This is a genomic window from Amycolatopsis regifaucium (genome assembly GCF_001613935.1).
GTDB classification, from domain to species: Bacteria; Actinomycetota; Actinomycetes; order Mycobacteriales; family Pseudonocardiaceae; genus Amycolatopsis; species Amycolatopsis regifaucium.
The window spans coordinates 98,672-114,663 of the sequence record NZ_LQCI01000051.1; the positions used below are offsets into that span (position 1 = coordinate 98,672).

14 protein-coding genes are annotated in these 15,992 nt (G+C 67.5%); 9 read left to right on the forward strand and 5 right to left on the reverse strand.

Translation table 11 applies throughout. The features are described from left to right. Nucleotides 1–197: 197 nt before the first annotated feature. Together AVL48_RS34465 and AVL48_RS34470 are read left to right on the forward strand one after the other, a co-directional pair. Nucleotides 198–2,504 carry a PQQ-dependent sugar dehydrogenase gene (locus AVL48_RS34465; protein ID WP_244162338.1) on the forward strand — a complete coding sequence of 769 codons (2,307 nt, stop codon included), beginning with the start codon at nt 198–200 and terminating at the stop codon, nt 2,502–2,504. Between the two features lie 342 nt (nt 2,505–2,846). Then, the gene (locus tag AVL48_RS34470; RefSeq protein WP_061987740.1) at nt 2,847–3,287 is read left to right on the forward strand and encodes a hypothetical protein; all 441 of its coding nucleotides are present in this window, start codon (nt 2,847–2,849) and stop codon (nt 3,285–3,287) included. Between the two features lie 153 nt (nt 3,288–3,440). On the opposite strand, the gene AVL48_RS34475 is transcribed toward AVL48_RS34470, so the two are convergent. Beyond that, nucleotides 3,441–4,310 (reverse strand): aminoglycoside phosphotransferase family protein, encoded by an 870-nt coding sequence (locus AVL48_RS34475; protein ID WP_061987738.1) that lies wholly within the window; start codon nt 4,308–4,310, stop codon nt 3,441–3,443. Between the two features lie 836 nt (nt 4,311–5,146). Here AVL48_RS34475 and AVL48_RS34480 point away from each other — a divergent pair. Beyond that, nucleotides 5,147–6,157 carry a hypothetical protein gene (locus AVL48_RS34480; protein ID WP_061987736.1) on the forward strand — a complete coding sequence of 337 codons (1,011 nt, stop codon included), beginning with the start codon at nt 5,147–5,149 and terminating at the stop codon, nt 6,155–6,157. A 70-nt stretch (nt 6,158–6,227) separates the two neighbouring features. Here AVL48_RS34480 and AVL48_RS34485 read toward each other — a convergent pair whose 3' ends face one another. Then, on the reverse strand, nt 6,228–7,679 hold the full coding sequence (locus AVL48_RS34485) for an amidase (RefSeq protein ID WP_061987734.1): 1,452 nt from the start codon (nt 7,677–7,679) through the stop codon (nt 6,228–6,230). A 330-nt stretch (nt 7,680–8,009) separates the two neighbouring features. Here AVL48_RS34485 and AVL48_RS34490 point away from each other — a divergent pair, with 330 nt between their 5' ends. After that, nucleotides 8,010–8,546 (forward strand): hypothetical protein, encoded by a 537-nt coding sequence (locus AVL48_RS34490; protein WP_143104929.1) that lies wholly within the window; start codon nt 8,010–8,012, stop codon nt 8,544–8,546. 66 nt (nt 8,547–8,612) lie between these two features. Here AVL48_RS34490 and AVL48_RS34495 read toward each other — a convergent pair whose 3' ends face one another. After that, on the reverse strand, nt 8,613–9,548 hold the full coding sequence (locus tag AVL48_RS34495) for a LysR family transcriptional regulator (protein ID WP_061987730.1): 936 nt from the start codon (nt 9,546–9,548) through the stop codon (nt 8,613–8,615). An 82-nt stretch (nt 9,549–9,630) separates the two neighbouring features. Here AVL48_RS34495 and AVL48_RS34500 point away from each other — a divergent pair, with 82 nt between their 5' ends. The 3 genes from AVL48_RS34500 to AVL48_RS34510 are packed head-to-tail and all read left to right on the forward strand — an operon-like array spanning nt 9,631 to nt 12,991. Next, complete coding sequence (locus tag AVL48_RS34500; protein ID WP_244162337.1) at nt 9,631–10,329, forward strand: succinate dehydrogenase cytochrome b subunit; 699 nt, start codon at nt 9,631–9,633, stop codon at nt 10,327–10,329. 2 nt (nt 10,330–10,331) lie between these two features. Next, on the forward strand, nt 10,332–12,260 hold the full coding sequence (locus AVL48_RS34505; RefSeq protein WP_061987726.1) for a fumarate reductase/succinate dehydrogenase flavoprotein subunit: 1,929 nt from the start codon (nt 10,332–10,334) through the stop codon (nt 12,258–12,260). Continuing rightward, complete coding sequence (locus AVL48_RS34510) at nt 12,257–12,991, forward strand: succinate dehydrogenase/fumarate reductase iron-sulfur subunit (protein WP_061987725.1); 735 nt, start codon at nt 12,257–12,259, stop codon at nt 12,989–12,991. Before AVL48_RS34505 ends, AVL48_RS34510 begins: the two co-directional genes overlap by 4 nt. Here the strand turns inward: AVL48_RS34510 and AVL48_RS34515 are convergent. Next, the gene (locus AVL48_RS34515) at nt 12,983–13,453 is read right to left on the reverse strand and encodes a MarR family winged helix-turn-helix transcriptional regulator (RefSeq protein WP_061987723.1); all 471 of its coding nucleotides are present in this window, start codon (nt 13,451–13,453) and stop codon (nt 12,983–12,985) included. The genes AVL48_RS34510 and AVL48_RS34515 overlap by 9 nt on opposite strands. 63 nt (nt 13,454–13,516) lie before the next feature. Here AVL48_RS34515 and AVL48_RS34520 point away from each other — a divergent pair, with 63 nt between their 5' ends. Continuing rightward, entirely contained in the window at nt 13,517–13,885 is a 369-nt protein-coding gene (locus AVL48_RS34520) for a VOC family protein (RefSeq protein ID WP_061987721.1), read from the forward strand. 158 nt (nt 13,886–14,043) lie between these two features. On the opposite strand, the gene AVL48_RS34525 is transcribed toward AVL48_RS34520, so the two are convergent. Next, a complete protein-coding gene (locus tag AVL48_RS34525; protein WP_143104930.1) occupies nt 14,044–14,634 on the reverse strand; it encodes a hypothetical protein in 591 nt (196 codons plus the stop codon). Between the two features lie 224 nt (nt 14,635–14,858). On the opposite strand from AVL48_RS34525, the gene AVL48_RS34530 reads away from it, so the two are divergent. Then, nucleotides 14,859–15,920, forward strand: a complete 1,062-nt coding sequence (locus AVL48_RS34530; protein ID WP_342351747.1) for a transcription termination factor Rho, short form — start codon at nt 14,859–14,861, stop codon at nt 15,918–15,920. Nucleotides 15,921–15,992 lie beyond the last annotated feature (72 nt).

A 15,992-nucleotide genomic window follows, 5' to 3' on the forward strand; every position in this document is an offset into this window, starting at 1 on the left:
GAAGTACATGATGGGGAAGGCGTGAAGGACTCCTGCAGGAACAGCCCGCGCGAGCCGGTTTCCGCACACCGGTCACGCACAGGGCTTTAGCGAGTTGTGCGCATTTCTGTCATACGCGTAACAACTTTCGGTCTTCTGACGCCATACCGGGCAGCTGTCGACTTCCTACCGGTCCCTGCGCAGAAGGAGTTCGCGTGATGAGTTCTCGTCGTCCCTTGTTCCCACGAAGATCGAGACGTCCGCTCGCGGTCGGCGTGGTCGGCCCGCTGGTCGGCGCGCTCGCGGTCGCGCTCGTCACCGCGGCACCCGCCGAAGCCGCGGTGCCTGCCGGTTTCACCGACACGGTGGCGATCGGGGGGCTCAACTCACCGACCGCCACGGCGTTCGCGCCGGACGGCCGCGTGTTCGTCGCGGAGAAGAGCGGCCTGGTCAAGGTCTTCGACTCGCTCGCCGACACGACGGCGACGGTCTTCGCCGACCTCCGTCCGCAGACACAGGATTTCTGGGACCGCGGCCTCCTCGGCCTGGCCGTCGACCCCGCCTTTCCCGCCAGGCCGTACGTCTACGTCTCCTACACCCTCGACGCGGAACCCGGCGGCACCCCGCCGCGGTGGGGTGACACCTGTCCGACCCCGCCGGGTGCCACCACCAAGGGCTGCGTCGTCACGGGCCGCGTCTCACAGCTGACCATGGGTGCGGCCGGCACGGCCGTCAGCGAGAAGCCGCTGGTCACGGGCTGGTGTCAGCAGTTTCCCAGCCATTCGGTCGGCGCTCTCGCCTTCGGACCGGACGGTGCCCTGTACGCGGGCGGCGGCGATGGCGCCAGCTTCGGTTTCACCGACTACGGCCAGGTCGAGAACCCTTGTGCCGACCCGCCCTCGCCCGCCGGGACGAATCTCTCGCCGCCGACGGCCGAAGGTGGCGCGCTGCGTTCGCAATCGCCGCGACGCCCCGCCGGGCAGCCGGTTCTGCTCAACGGCGCACTGCTGCGCATCGACCCCGACACCGGTGAGGGCCTGCCAGGAAACCCCTTCGCCAGCAGCGCCGACGCCAACGCGCGGCGCGTGATCGCTTACGGCGCGCGGAACCAGTTCCGGTTCGGCTTCCGGCCGGGTACCAGTGAGCTGTGGGCGGGCGACGTCGGCTGGGACACCTGGGAGGAGATCAACCGCGTCGCCGACGTCGGCGACAGCGTGGCGGAGAACTTCGGCTGGCCTTGTTTCGAGGGCAACGCCAGGCAGGCCGGTTACGACGGCGCGAACCTCGACCGATGCGAATCCCTGTACACCTCCGGCGGACAGGCGGCGCCGTACTACGCCTACAACCACTCGGCCAAGGTGGTGGCGACCGATCCGTGCCCCACCGGCGGTTCCTCGATCAGCGGCATCGCCTTCGAGGCGGGGAGCAATTACCCGGCCGAGTATTCCGGCGCGCTGTTCTTCTCCGACTCCTCCAGAGGTTGTATCTGGGCCATGCAGGCAGTCGGCGGCCAGCCGAGCGCGAGCCGTCTGGTGCCGTTCGTGACCGGCGTCAACACACCGGTGCAGGTGCTCACCGGTCCTGGCGGCGACCTATTCTACGTCGCGCTGGGCAGCGGCGAACTCCATCGTGTGAGCCATCCCGGCGGCACCAACCGGCCGCCGGTCGCGTCGGCCACAGCGAGTCCGGCGAGTGGCCCAGCGCCGCTGACGGTCCAGTTCGACGGCACCGGCTCCACCGACCCGGACGCCGGGGACACCCTGTCCTACGCTTGGGACCTCGATGCCGACGGCGCGTACGACGACTCATCGGCCTCCAGTCCCACCTGGACCTACACCACTGCCGCTACCGTCGACGCCGGGCTGAGGGTGACGGACTCCCACGGCGCGAGCGCGACCACCACGGTGCGGGTGACCGTCGGGAACCCGGTAGGCCTTGATCCGGTTCCGGTCATCGACAGCCCGGCGAGCACACTGACCTGGTCGGTCGGCCAGGCGGTGCCCTTCTCGGGCCGTGCTGTCGACGCCCAGGACGGTCAGCTCCCCGCGTCGGCGCTGTCCTGGCGACTCGCGATCCGGCACTGCGCGACGAACGGCACCTGCCACACGCACAACGTCCAGGACTTTCCCGGCGTCGCGTCCGGCACGTTCGTCGCACCGGATCACGACTATCCGTCGTACTTGCAGCTGACCCTCACCGCGACCGATTCGAGTGGCCGCACCGGCAGCAAAACCGTCGACCTCCAACCGAAGACGGTGTCGCTGAACTTCACCTCGAGCCCCAGTCAGGCGATGCTCACCGTCGGCGGCAGCCGGGAACGCACGCCGTTCACCCGGACGGTGATCGCCGGCTCCACCAACTCGATCAGCGCGGACAGCCCGCAGAACCTGCCACCGCTCAATCTCAAGTACGCCTTCACCGGCTGGGCGCACGGCGGCCCGAGGACACAGAACATCGTCGCGCCGGGCGCGTCCACGACCTACCGGGCCGACTACCGGCTCTGCTGGCTGTTGCAACCCTGCTAAGCGGGTCTGTGAGGGAGTAAGTCATCTCCGGTACCCGCCGTCGGCGGCGGGTACCGGAGAGTCGGATCATGACCGCTTTCGCAGGCCGACCGGTGCCGGGACCAGTTCCGCGACCACCGGTACGAGCGCGTTCGCCGGCCCCGTCGGTACTTCCGTGTACTCCGCCACCTCGAACCCCAGGTCTCGACAACGCGGACACGGTAGCGGGGTGCACCGACAGAACCATGTCAGGTCCAAAGTAGACGAATTTCCGCGGTGCCACGGAGGCTGGTCACCCGGACCGGGATCCGGAGTCGACGGTGCGGTGTCCGAGGCTCCGGCCAGGCAGGCTAGTTTGCTCGGGTGAGTCTCCTCGATGATGTGGCCGAGCGCGACGGCTGGCGATGCTGGGTGTGCGACGAACCGGTCGACCCCGACATGTCGGTGAACGACCCGCGCGGGCCCAGTGTCGACAGCCGGACCGCCGACCGGAAGGCCAAGATCCCCGAGCGCCTCGCGCACCGCGGCTGCAACACCCGCAAGGGCGCGGTCAAGGTGGTCATCGCTTGGCCGGACCGGCTGCACGTGGTCGAACCCGCGCCGCTGATCACCGTCGCCGGGCGGCTGGAACGCAAGGGCGGCCGCGAAATGGTGGCCCGTTGCCCGACGAAGCAGGACGCCCAAGAAGCGGCGGACTGGCTGGTGGACCGGTTCTCCCGGCTGATACCAGGGCTACCGGTGACCGCGACGATCGAGCCGGGTGGCGGCCAGTTCCTCGTCATCCTGGCCGCCGGGCGCCGCTGACCTTTCGCCGTCCGGATCCGCGGCGGTCTCAGATGCCTACGGCGGGTGAGCCCGGTAGCCGCCTTCCCCAGTACATGATGGCCCCGAGTAGGTACCTAAAGAGGGTCCGCTCTAACCCGAATCGCCACTCACGACCAAGTCCGCCAACGATCTCTAGCCAAGAAGAGCCTGAGTGATCTGGCGGGTGGTTTGTGCGGCGACGCGGGGGTTGACGGCGGCGTAGGTGACATACGCGTTCAAGCCGGTGGCCAGAGCCCAACCGCGACCGCGAACCCAGGTCGCGTCGTCCACATCGAGCGCGGTGCGGAAAGTCGCTCGCGTCTCGGCCGACATGAGAGTGAAGGCGATCATCAGGTCGCACGCCGGATCGCCCATTCCCAGCTCACCGAAGTCGATGACAGCGCTGAGACGGCCGCCTGTCATCAGCAGGTTGCCGGTATGGAAATCGCCGTGGAACCAGACCGGTGGACGGTCCCATTCAGGGGCGGCGAGCGCGGCGGTCCACAGTTCACCCATCGCCCCGGCGTCGAACGCGTCATCGACTTTCGTGATGGCGGCTCGCGTCGCCGCGTCCCGTGTGGCCAACGGCGGGCCGACGAGATCGTCGGTCTTCGCGGCGTCGAACCGGTGGAGTGCGGTCAGGAACTCGGCCAACACGACTGCGGTCTCAGGCGAGCCGGACAAGGCATCGGCGGTCGCCACCTCGCCGTCCAGCCAGCGCGTTACCGCCCACGGCCACGGATACCCGAAGTCCGGTTCACCCACCTCCACCGGTACCGGCACGGCCAAAGGCAGGTGCGGTGCGAGCCGGGGCAACCACTCGGCTTCCTTCCTCGCCTGTTTGATCGCACCGGCATGGCGAGGCAGCCGCACGGACAACTCCCCACCCAAGCGGTAGATCACATGATCCGAGCCGGCCGGGGCATGCCGAAGCAACGGCAGCCCGGCCCACCGCGGGAACTGCGTGTCGATCAGACGCCTCGCCAACGCGGCATCGATCGCCGGGATTGTTTCGGCGGTCACGGGCAGCTCCAGCGGGGTTGGGATGACAGTCGGCAGCGTGTCATGGCGTCCGCAGGCCGATCAATCGGTTTATGCGGCTGAGCGTTCCAGAGCGCATAGAACGTAGCTCGGGAAGCAGGTGTGAGGCCGTCGGCGAACGGAGGACACGCCGGACCGAGACCCGCCCTGCGGATGACCGGTTAGTGAAAAGTTAGCGGTCGCCGTCACAGTGGCGATCACTGGCCATTGAATCATTCCCACGCGTGATTATTCGAGGGGGCAAGGCAAGGTGGCGTGTCGTCTGCGAATTGGTGACCATGATGGCGCTGACCGGGACTGTGTGATCGGGCTCGCCAAGGGGCCGACACGGTTCCGATTGTCCATAAAGGACGATATTCGACATTGGGCCGTCCCACCATTGACACTCACGACCGCACCGGAAACCGCACACGGCGCCACCAACCGGATGCTCGGTTGCCACCAGGGCGCGGCTCGTCGATCAGTCCGCCACCCTGGCGCCGGCGAAGAGCGTCTCGGGCGCCGAGCGATACCCGTAGCGCGTCGGTGATTGCCGAGTCCGACACGGCATTGGGCACAAGTTCCGATAACGGCCAGAATCCATCGGTTCCCACAAGCCCTGCTCGCGCCGATGACCTGCGATGACACCACATCAGAGATTGGATGGTTCAGCCACTATGCAGAAGGACCAACCGAAAGAACTGCCTGGCAGCGCGAGCGGGGCCGGGCAATCTCCGCCGAACCCGGCGAGCGCGCCGACCTCCGACGAGGGTACTGGCCTTGATCTTGCCGGGCGAGGCCGAACTACCGGGTTCCTGAAGCGTGCTCTCTTCCTTGTCGTGATCGCGCTGCTGGCCGCCGCGGTCCCCGCGACCGCGATCCCCACGGCCGCGGCCGGTGAACTTCCCGGTGGCCGGGCCAATTTCGTGGTATCGACCGGAAGCCTGACCACCGGGTCGACCAGTAACTGGTTCCGGCTGGGTACCTACGCGTTCGACGCGGCCACCGGCAAGGTGTCAACGCGCATGCACGTGTGGGAGCAGACGAAACCCACGCAGCGGACCGGTATCAAGGTCACTCCGGACTCATCGTGCTCGTCCCGCGATCCGAAGACGACCGACAAGGTCCGCCCGTGCGAGATCATGACGGCGGGCGGGTTCACCGGTGCGCCCAACGACACCCGGCAGGGCACCTATGAGCTGGGTACCCAAGACGGCAAGCAGACCGTCACGATCACCTGGTCGCCGACCTGGACGGACAAGTGGTCCGTGGACACCCAGCAGGGGCTGGCGCGGTTGAACTTCGTGAGTTCCACGCGGGTCAACAGCGGTTACGGCTACGGCAGCAACGCGGCGTTGACCGACCGTCGCGCGATGTCGAGCGTGAAGTCGCATCCGGGTGATCTCCGATATGTCGGAAGGGGATGGACGGGTGGCAAGGCGAGCGATGTGGCCAGTTCGTTCGCGGTCGGCTCCTTCAACGCCTGTGAGATGGTGACCTGGTGCCTGACCTACCTGCAGCCGTCATCGGCGAAGGTGTGCCAGGCGAGCGGCGGCTGCCCGCACTACGGCGGCGGCACCCCGGCCAACGTCAGCTCCTTGCAGTACTACCTCGGCCGGGTGAACTCAGGCGACCGCCGCGACGCGCTGTGGCACTGGTGCACCTGCCTGGCGATGGAACGTAACGAGCCTTGCTACACCGGTAATTCGCACGTGAAACCGTTGTTGCAGATCCTCGACGACAACGGCACCTTCCGCGGCTGGGTAGGTGTCGAAGGCTCCTTCTCGACCAACGGCGTCCGCAGCAGCGACATGCTCGCCGTCTTCGCTCAAGCCGACTGGGTCGCCTAGCCAGTACGCACGAGGTCCGGCGCCGGCCGGGATGGGCGTCCTCGACAACGCCCATCCCGGCCAGGACGCCCTACTTCGGTGCCTCGAAGCCGCCGATCTTCCGCTCCAGCAGTTCGGCCAGCCGCAGTGGGGTGCGGTCCTCGAACATCGGACCGATGAGCTGCACGCCGATCGGCAGGCCTTCGGGTGACCGGCCCGTGGGTACGGCTGTCGCGGGCAAGCCGGGCATGGTGGCCAGGCCCGCCCAGACGAGCTGATCGAAGTACGGGTATTCGGCGCCGTCGATGTCGACGCGCCGTCCCATCGGATCGGGATCGTGGTCGTGCGGGAAAGCGGGCGTCGGCGTTATCGGGCACACCACGGCGTCGAACTCGGCGAACAGCTGCCGCCAGCCGTGCCGGTGGACCTCGCGGAGGTTGTTCGCCTCGAGCCAATCGCGATGACTGAACACCATCGCGCGTAGCCGCGCGGAGTCGAGACTCCGGTCGTCCGCGCTCAGTCCGGCGACGTGGGCACGCAGCTGCTCGTCCGATTCGACGGGGAAACGCGCGACTGAGCCCGAAATCAGCAACTGCATGTAGAGCGTCGCGGCTTCGGTCAGATCAGGCAGCAGCGGACTGTGCCGTTCGACGCGGGCACCGCTGCCGACGAGCGCGGCGGCCACCCGGTCCACACCCGCACGCACGGCTGCCCCGGTCGGAATGAGCGGATGCTCGTCGATGACCAAGACGCGGAAATCGCCGAGTCGCTCGTGGCGGGCGGGCGGCAACGCCAGCCGGTGCGCCACGCCGCGCGTCAGCGGATCGGGTCCGGCCATGACGTCGAGCAGGAGCGCGAGGTCGCGGGCGGTGCGCGCCATCGGACCGGCCACGGCGAGGTCGAGTTCGGTGGGGAACGCCGGCTCGGACGGCGGGACCATACCGCGCGTGGCCACCAGCCCGAGAGTTGGCTTGTGGGCGTAGACACCACAGAAATGCGCGGGGGTGCGCAGCGAACCGGCGAGGTCGGAGCCGATGGAGAGCGCTCCGAACCCGCACGCCAGTGCCGCCGCAGAGCCGCCGGAAGACCCGCCCGACGTGCGCCCGTGGTCCCACGGATTGGTGGTGGTGCCGTAGATCTCGTTGAAGCTCTGGATGTCTTGCAGCCCCAACGGCACATTGGTCTTGCCGAGTATCACCGCGCCGGCGGATTTGAGTCGCGTCACCTGTACCGCGTCCTCGGACGGCAGGTAGTCCCGGTGCGGCGGCAGGCCCCAGGTCGTGGGCAGCCCGGCGACGTTGTAGGACTCTTTGACCGTCACCGGGACACCGAGCAGCGGCCGGTCCTCACCACGCGCCCGGGTCTCGTCGGCACGGTGCGCGGCGGCCCGCGCACGGTCGAAGTCCCGCACACAGATCGCGTTGATCACCTTGTCGTCGCGCTCGATACGGGCGATCGCCTCTTCGGTCAGTTCCACCGACGTCACCGCACCGGACCGCAACGCGGCGAGAAGTTCTTCGGCCGTCTGAAAGCTCCATTCCATGAATTCGAAGCTATCGGACAGCTTCGGAAGACACGAAATTCACATCCACGCAACAGAAAAGCCGAACGGGCCACCTACGCTCGCGGAAACACGAACTCGACACACCACCGAGAACGTAAACCACAGGTCAAGCACCGAAAGCCGAGGGAATCCACCTGCGCGAGCCATGAGCGGGCATATCGCACAACAGGGTGGATGTCTCAATTTCCCCGCTCTACCCGATCCTTGACCCTGCATGGCAAATGCGGAGGCGTGTCGATGGGAAGAGGCGTACGCTTTGCGCCGGTCGTGACCGGCAGGGTGGACGGTCTGAGTGCTTGGAGTCATCAGGTGGAGAACGCTTTGGTACGTAGGGCGCTCTCGGTGGCGAGGGCGGCCGAGCGCTGCGGTTGCTTAGGGCCGGGCGACTGGCCGGACGTCGCGGTCAGCATGTTGCTGGAAGGCAATGAAGATCCGGAGATCGCCGAACTGGCCGGGTTCAGCCGCCAGGTGAACGGGTGGGTCACCGAGCCGTTGGTGGCCGCCGTATGCGAGCGGCACGGCGTCTCGACGCCCGGCCCGAGTGAGTCGACGGAACTCGTGGCCCGGTTGATGGCGGACGACCTTCGTGCCCGGCCCGCCTCGGTCACCGCGCCGATGATCCGGCTGCTCGCGCGGCTCGCGCCCCCGGCCTTCGAGTCGGACCTGGCTAGCCGATGCTTCGAGGTGAAAGAGTATTTGGACTGCGACTGCGCCTACGACGACCCTGATTTCGAAGCGGAATTGCACCTCCTGCCGACATTGCGGCTGCCCGCCCCCCTCGTCCAGGCACTCGCCCGACCACTGCGCTCGACGCTCCCGCCAGCTCAGCCCGCTCGCAGACATTAAGGAACGACCATAGGGCAGAAGTCGAAGTCGATGGAGCACCTCGCTCCGCCAGGAGCTAGCCGACACTCACCCCGGCTCACCCGGTCGCAGGAGAGAACGGGTGCCTCGGGGAAGGGCGGCGGCATTGGCGAGATAGCCGGTTATGGCGTCCCGGAGGGCCCGTACGGCCCTGGATGGTTCGACGTCCTCGCGACTGGCGAGCCGCACGACCCGGCTGAGCCCCGGCTCGGCGAAGCGGGTGACGCGAAACCTGTCCCTGACCACGGTGCTCGGTACGACCGCGATCCCCATCCCGGCCTGGACGAACTCCAGCACGGCGTCCATCTCACCGCCCTGGATGGCGAACGAAGGTTCGAAGCCCTCGGCACGACAGGCGTTGATGGTCGCGTCGCGCAGGTCGTAGCCGCGGCGGAACATCACCAGCGGTTCGTCCTTGAGATCGAGGATCCGCAGCCGTCCGCGCCGTATCGGCGCGGGCCGGTCCTTGGCGGAGATCACCACCAGTTCCTCGACGAGCAGCGGCCGGGTCGACAGCCGGGTCTGGTCCCGCAGCCGTGAGTCGACGATCAACGCGAGGTCCAGTGCTCCTTCGGACAAATCGGTCTGCAGGTCGCGCGAACCGCTCTCGTGCAGTGTGAGCTCGATCCCAGGGTAGGCCGCCCGGAAGCCCGCGAGCATCGACGGCAGCAGGCCGGTGCACAGGCTCGGAGTGGCCCCCAAGCGCACTCGTCCGCGCTCCAACTCGTCGAGTTCCCGTACGGCCTGGTAGGCGGACTCGGTGTCGGCCAGGATGCGCCTGGCGTACGGAAGCAGGGTCTCCCCCGCTTCCGTCAGCGAGAGATTTCCCCGTATCCGGTGGAAAAGCTCGGCTCCGACGTCGCGTTCGAGCGCGCGGATCTGCTGCGAGAGCGAGGGCTGGGCGACCCGCATCCGCTCGGCGGCACGGGTGAAGTGCCGCGTGTCGGCGACGGCCACGAAGTAGGCGAGTTGATGGAACTGCATCACTTCATCATAGGCACAGCCTATGGTGATGAGACCTTTCTTCTGTTTGCCCTCTGGTCCACCCGGCCTTAGCGTCGATCAGGTGTCCACGGAACTCGCTGTCCCACCACGAAAACCCTCGTCGATCGGCCGGTTCTGGGCCTCGACGATCGGCAAGAAGACCGTCATGGCGGTGACCGGCCTGGGACTGGTGGCCTACCTGTTCGCACACATGCTGGGCAACCTCAAGGTCTTTCTCGGCGCCGCCGCGATGAACGAGTACGCCGCCTGGCTGCGCACGATCGGCGAGCCCGTGCTTCCGTACGGGGTTTTCCTGTGGCTCATGCGCGCCGGCCTGATCGTCGCGATCGTCCTGCACATCACCGCCGCCGTTCAACTGTCCATCAGGGACCGTCGGGCGAGGCCGGTCCGGTACGTACACGGCCAGCGGGCAAGGGCGAGCTTCGCGACGAGCACGATGCGCTGGGGCGGCGCGACGCTCGCCGTCTACGTGGTTTGGCACATCCTCGACCTGACCGTGGGCGTGGCCAACCGGGACTACGTCAAGGGCCAGCCCTATCACAACATCGTCGCCGACTTCAGGGTGTGGTGGGTCAACGTGATCTACATCGTGGCGCAGCTGATGCTCGGACTGCACCTCAACCACGGTTTCCGGAGCGCGGCCCGCACGCTGGGCTCCGCCCGGCCCGCGATGAGGACCGTCGGCACGCTCGTGGCCGTGGTGATCACCGGCGGCTTTCTCGCCGTCCCGATCGCCGTGATGACCGGATTGGTGGCCTGACCATGATCGACCATACCGTCGGCTCCCCCATCGCCGACACCAAGGCACCCGACATCGACCTCGAACGGCGTTGGCGAGAAAGGAAGTTCACCGCCAAGCTGGTGAATCCCGCCAACCGTCGCAAGCACCGGGTGATCGTGGTCGGCACCGGGCTCGCGGGCGCGTCGGCCGGCGCGACGCTGGCCGAGCAGGGCTACCACGTGACGCAGTTCTGCTTCCAGGATTCTCCTCGCCGAGCACATTCCGTGGCCGCGCAAGGCGGGATCAACGCGGCGAAGAACTACCGCAACGACGGCGACTCCGTGTATCGGCTGTTCTACGACACGGTCAAGGGCGGGGACTTCCGTTCACGGGAGTCCAATGTGTACCGGTTGGCGGAGATCTCCACGCAGATCATCGATCAGGCCGTCGCCCAAGGAGTGCCGTTCGCCCGCGAGTACGGCGGCTTGCTCGACACGCGCTCGTTCGGCGGCGTGCAGGTCCAGCGCACGTTCTACGCGCGAGGCCAAACAGGTCAGCAGTTGCTGCTCGGCGCCTACCAGGCGCTGTCCAGGCAGATCGACGCCGGGCGCGTCGAGATGTACGCCCGCACGGAGATGCTGGACCTGATCGTCGTGGACGGTCGCGCGCGGGGAATCGTCGCCAGAGACCTGATCACCGGAGCGATCACGACGCATCTCGCCGAGGCCGTCGTGCTGGCGACCGGCGGCTACGGCAACGTGTTCTATCTGTCCACCAACGCCAAGGGCTCCAACGCGAGCGCGATCTGGCGCGCGCACCGCCGCGGCGCCTACTTCGCGAATCCGTGCTTCACGCAGATCCACCCCACGTGCATCCCCCGTACCGGCGAGCACCAGTCGAAGTTGACGTTGATGAGCGAGTCGCTGCGCAACGACGGCCGGATCTGGGTTCCCCGGCGCCGGGACGACGACCGGCCGCCCGGCCGGATCCCGGAAGACGAGCGGGATTACTACCTGGAACGGATGTATCCGAGCTTCGGCAACCTCGTGCCGCGTGACATCGCGTCCAGGGCGGCGAAGAACCGCTGCGACGACGGCTTCGGGGTCGGGCCGGGCGGGCTGGGCGTGTATCTGGACTTCGCCGACGCGATCGCCCGCCTCGGCCTCCCGGCGATCGAGGCCCGCTACGGCAACCTCTTCGACATGTACCAGCGGATCACCGCCGAGGATCCGTACCGGGTCCCGATGCGGATCTACCCCGCGATCCATTACACGATGGGTGGCCTGTGGGTGGACTACGACCTGCAGAGCACCATTCCCGGACTGTTCGTGATCGGTGAGGCGAACTTCTCCGACCACGGCGCGAACCGGCTCGGGGCCTCGGCGCTGATGCAGGGCCTGGCGGACGGCTACTTCGTGCTGCCGACCACGATCAACGACTACCTCGGCGGCAACTCGCTCGACGCCGTCGCGCCCACGCATCCGGCCGTCTCTGCGGCCGAAACCGAAGCTCGCGGCCGCCTGGATCGGCTGCTCTCGATCAACGGCACGAGGACCGTCGACGACTTCCACCGCGAACTGGGCCTGCTCATGTGGGACCACTGCGGGATGTCCCGCAGCGAGAACGGGCTGCGCGAAGCCTTGGCCCGGGTGCCCGAACTACGGGCGGAGTTCTGGCGCTCGGTCCGCATCCCCGGCACAGCCACCGAACTCAACCAGGAACTTGAGAAGGCCAACCGCGTCGCGGACTTCCTCGAACTGGCCGAGCTCATGCTGCTGGACGCCTTGGTGCGCGAAGAGTCGTGTGGCGGGCACTTCCGCGAGGACCACCAGACCGCCGACGGCGAAGCGCTGCGCGACGACACGCGCTTCAGCCACGTCGCCGCGTGGGAGTACGGCGCGAAACCCGTGCTGCACCACGAAGAACTGACGTTCGACCACGTCCACCCCACTCAACGGAGCTACACGTGAAACTCACCGTGCGCATCTGGCGCCAGTCCCGACCGGAGGAACGCGGACGGATGGTCTCCTACACCGTCGACGACGTCAGCCCGGACATGTCGTTCTTAGAAATGCTGGACGTCCTCAACCAGCACCTGATCACCAGCGGTGAGACGCCGGTGGCGTTCGACCACGACTGCCGGGAGGGAATCTGCGGCTCCTGCGGGGTGGTCATCAACGGGCAAGCACACGGTCCGGAGCGGACGACGACCTGCCAGCTGCATATGCGGGCGTTCCGCGACGGAGACGTCATCGATGTGGAACCTTGGCGTGCCAGGGGTTTCCCGGTGGTCAAAGACCTGGTCGTCGACCGGTCGGCCTTCGACCGCATCATCCAGGCGGGCGGATATGTCACCGCGCCGACCGGCAGTGCCCCGGACGCGCACGCCACGCCGGTCCCCAAACCCGACGCCGAACTGGCCTTCGACAACGCCACCTGTATCGGCTGCGGCGCGTGTGTGGCGGCCTGCCCGAACGGGTCGGCGATGCTGTTCACCTCGGCGAAGGTGAGTCACTTGAACGTGTTGCCGCAGGGGCAGCCCGAGCGGGAACAGCGCGTGCTCGACCTGGTCACCGCGATGGACGACGAAGGATTCGGTGGCTGCACCAACACCGGCGAGTGCGTGGCGTCGTGCCCGAAGGGAATACCGTTCGACAGCATCGCCCGGCTGAACCGGGAGTTCTTGCGGGCCTCACGTTGACCCGTGCGGCTGGGCGTCGCCGTCGCCGTCGCGCAGGGAATGGATCATGCTCCGCAGGATCCGGAACGCGCTCGCCTGCTCGGTCTCGCTCAGCCCGGCCAGCATCCTGACCTCGACGGACCGGACCGCCGCGGTCGCCTTCTCCAGGCTCCGCCGACCGCGAGGCGTCAGCCGCGCGGGAAGGGCCTTCCCGACGGGCGCTTCCGCGGGCCTGGTCACCTGACCCTCCCGTTCCAGGGCCTGGAGAAGCACGTTCATCGACTGCCGGGTCACGAACACGCCCCGCGCGAGTTCGGAGTTCGACAAGCCCGGCCGCTGCGCCAGCAGTTCGAGGCAGGCGTAGTGCGTCACGCTCATCCCGAGCGGCCGCAGTACCTCCTCCATGGCCGCGCGCAGTGCGCTCGATGCCTCCTTCAGCAGGTAACCCAGTGACTTGTCCAGGTCGACCCCGTGTTGACTCATGTCAGTATTCTGACATACATTGAGTCGTGTCAGGAACCTGACACGGACAGAAGGAGCATCGTCTTGCCAGCCACCGGCCCCGACTTCATCTCGCTGCAAGCGCGTGACCTGAACGCTTCGCAGGCGTTCTACAAGCGGTACCTCGGCCTCGTCCGCTCGCAGACCGGACCTCCGCACGCCGTCGTCTTCGAGACGAAGCCGATCGCGTTCGCGCTTCGCGAAGTCATTCCCGGCACCGATCTCGCCTCCGTCGGCCAACCCGGCATCGGTGCCGCGATCTGGCTCCACGCCACCGACGTCCAGTCCATTCACGACGCTCTCGCCGCCGACGGTCACACCATCGTCTCCGCGCCGATCGACGGCCCCTTCGGCCGGACCTTCACCTTCGCCGACCCCGACGGCTACCAGCTCACTCTCCACGACCGTGGCTGAGGCGAGCACCCTGGTTTTCGGGGTGACCGGGGTACTCGACAGGCCGACGACAAGCCTCGTGGAGGGTCTGAAGGCAGCGTGAACAACGGGGGCGGCGCGGGCTGGTCAGCTCGCGCCGCCCCTCAGCTCTTGTGGATCACGTGAAAATGGCTGCCCGGTCAGAGCGCCGCGCGTGTTCTGCCCCGCAGCCACAACTCACGCCATCGGTGGTGCGCGAGCAAGGTCCGGAACTCGGGGCGGTTCGCGGTCGGGCGGGGGTCCACACCACAGACAAGACAGGGGAAATCCGCGGATAGCGGCTGTCCGCAAGCGCGGCAGGTCACCAAGGGATCGGCACCGGAGTCATAGGCGGCGATCACCCGCCTGACCACGACGGCCAACCGGTCAGTCGGGTGTTTCTCGAAGTCCGGGCAGTAGGCGAGCATTCCGGACCAGCTACGCCACCGGTTGGCACGGGGAGGTGTCCGGTGCCCTGCCGCCTTCTCCCGCCGGCGGCGCGCGACATAGTCCTCGACCTGCGCTCGCCACACGAAGCGGGCTTCCTCCAGTTCGTCCACCATGCGCGGCAGCGGCAGCGGGCCCTCGTCCACCCCTTCCGGCCCGTCCGCGCCGACGATCAAGTGGTGCCAGGTCGCGCGGAAGCCGTACGGCGCGAAACACAACACACACTCCCGCAGCGACAGCAGTCTGTCGCGGGGCGTCAGGTCGGTATCGCGAACTCGACGAGCCGCGGCGGGAAAACTCGTCACCTCGCCACCATATCCGGCGAACGGCCCGACCGGGCACCGAAGAGCGGCAGTACCTGAAGCGGACTACCGGGGTTGCGCGGAAACTTCCCGCTGCGATACCGTCGTCGTGTTCCCTCTCGGCGGATGCAGGCAACGCCTCCCGCGAGAGCGTCTCTCGATTCCCTTCTCGCCTTGAAGGTTTCTTCCGGCGTGTCTTCGCCGTTCTCCCGTACAGAAAGAACTTCATCATGACCATCAACGGAATACTCGATATCGTGCGCGACCGCGCACACGTCCGGGCGGACGGCTACCTGCCCGGTCCCGACGACGTGCCCGTCCCGCGGAAGGTGGTCCGCGATCTCGGCCTGCGCCGCGGCGACCTGATCCGCCTCGACGACAACGGCGAGGTGACCGGGGTCAACGGCCGCAACCCGCACCCGGTGCGGCGCCGACCCGGCTTCGCCGACCTTGTTCCGCTCTACCCCAACGAAAGACTGCGGCTGGAAACCGAGGCGCACGCCCTCACCACCCGGGTGATCGACCTGGTGATGCCGGTCGGCAAGGGGCAGCGCGCCCTCATCGTCGCACCGCCGAAGGCCGGGAAAACCTCGGTGCTGCAAGCGATCGCGCATGGCATCAGCAAGAACCACCCGGAATGCCACCTGATGCTGGTGCTGGTCGGCGAGCGACCGGAGGAGGTCACCGAGCTGTCGCGCGCGGTACCCGGCGAGGTGATCGCCGCCACCTTCGACCATCCGCCCGTCGAGCACACCGCGCTCGCCGAACTCGCCATCGAGCGGGCGAAGCGGCTGGTCGAGCAAGGCCAAGACGTCGTGGTTCTCCTGGACTCCCTGACCCGGCTCGGCCGGGCCTACAACCTGGCCGCACCGGCGTCCGGCCGCATCCTCTCCGGTGGCGTGGACTCCACCGCGCTCACCCCGCCGAAACGGTTTCTCGGCGCCGCGCGCAATATCGAAGACGGCGGCTCGCTGACCATTTTCGCCACCGCGCTGGTCGACACCGGCTCCGCCGGTGATACCGTCATTTTCGAGGAATTCAAAGGCACTGGCAACGCGGAACTGCGCTTGGACCGCCGACTGGCGAACAAGCGCGTGTGGCCGGCCGTCGACCTCGCGCAATCCAGCACCCGCCGCGAGGATCTGCTGGTCTCTCCCGGCGAAACAGCCGCCGTCAGCGCGCTTCGCCGGGCCCTCGATGGCCGCGACAACGCCATCGAGACACTGCTCGGCGGCCTCCGGAAGACCGAGACCAACCAGGAATTCCTGGCCCAGCTGACTCGCCCGTAGACCGTCGACCTCCCGACCATCAGCCGATCGGGTGATCAACTTCGAGCCCGCCCTTGACCTTGACACTGTGAC

Coding starts and splice junctions, on each gene's coding strand:
- AVL48_RS34505 (WP_061987726.1), top strand. CDS start 10,332: ATGATCGACCATACCGTCGGCTCCCCCATCGCCGACACCAAGGCACCC.
- AVL48_RS34485 (WP_061987734.1), bottom strand. CDS start 7,679: ATGGAATGGAGCTTTCAGACGGCCGAAGAACTTCTCGCCGCGTTGCGG.
- AVL48_RS34495 (WP_061987730.1), bottom strand. CDS start 9,548: ATGCAGTTCCATCAACTCGCCTACTTCGTGGCCGTCGCCGACACGCGG.
- AVL48_RS34465 (WP_244162338.1), top strand. CDS start 198: ATGAGTTCTCGTCGTCCCTTGTTCCCACGAAGATCGAGACGTCCGCTC.
- AVL48_RS34515 (WP_061987723.1), bottom strand. CDS start 13,453: ATGAGTCAACACGGGGTCGACCTGGACAAGTCACTGGGTTACCTGCTG.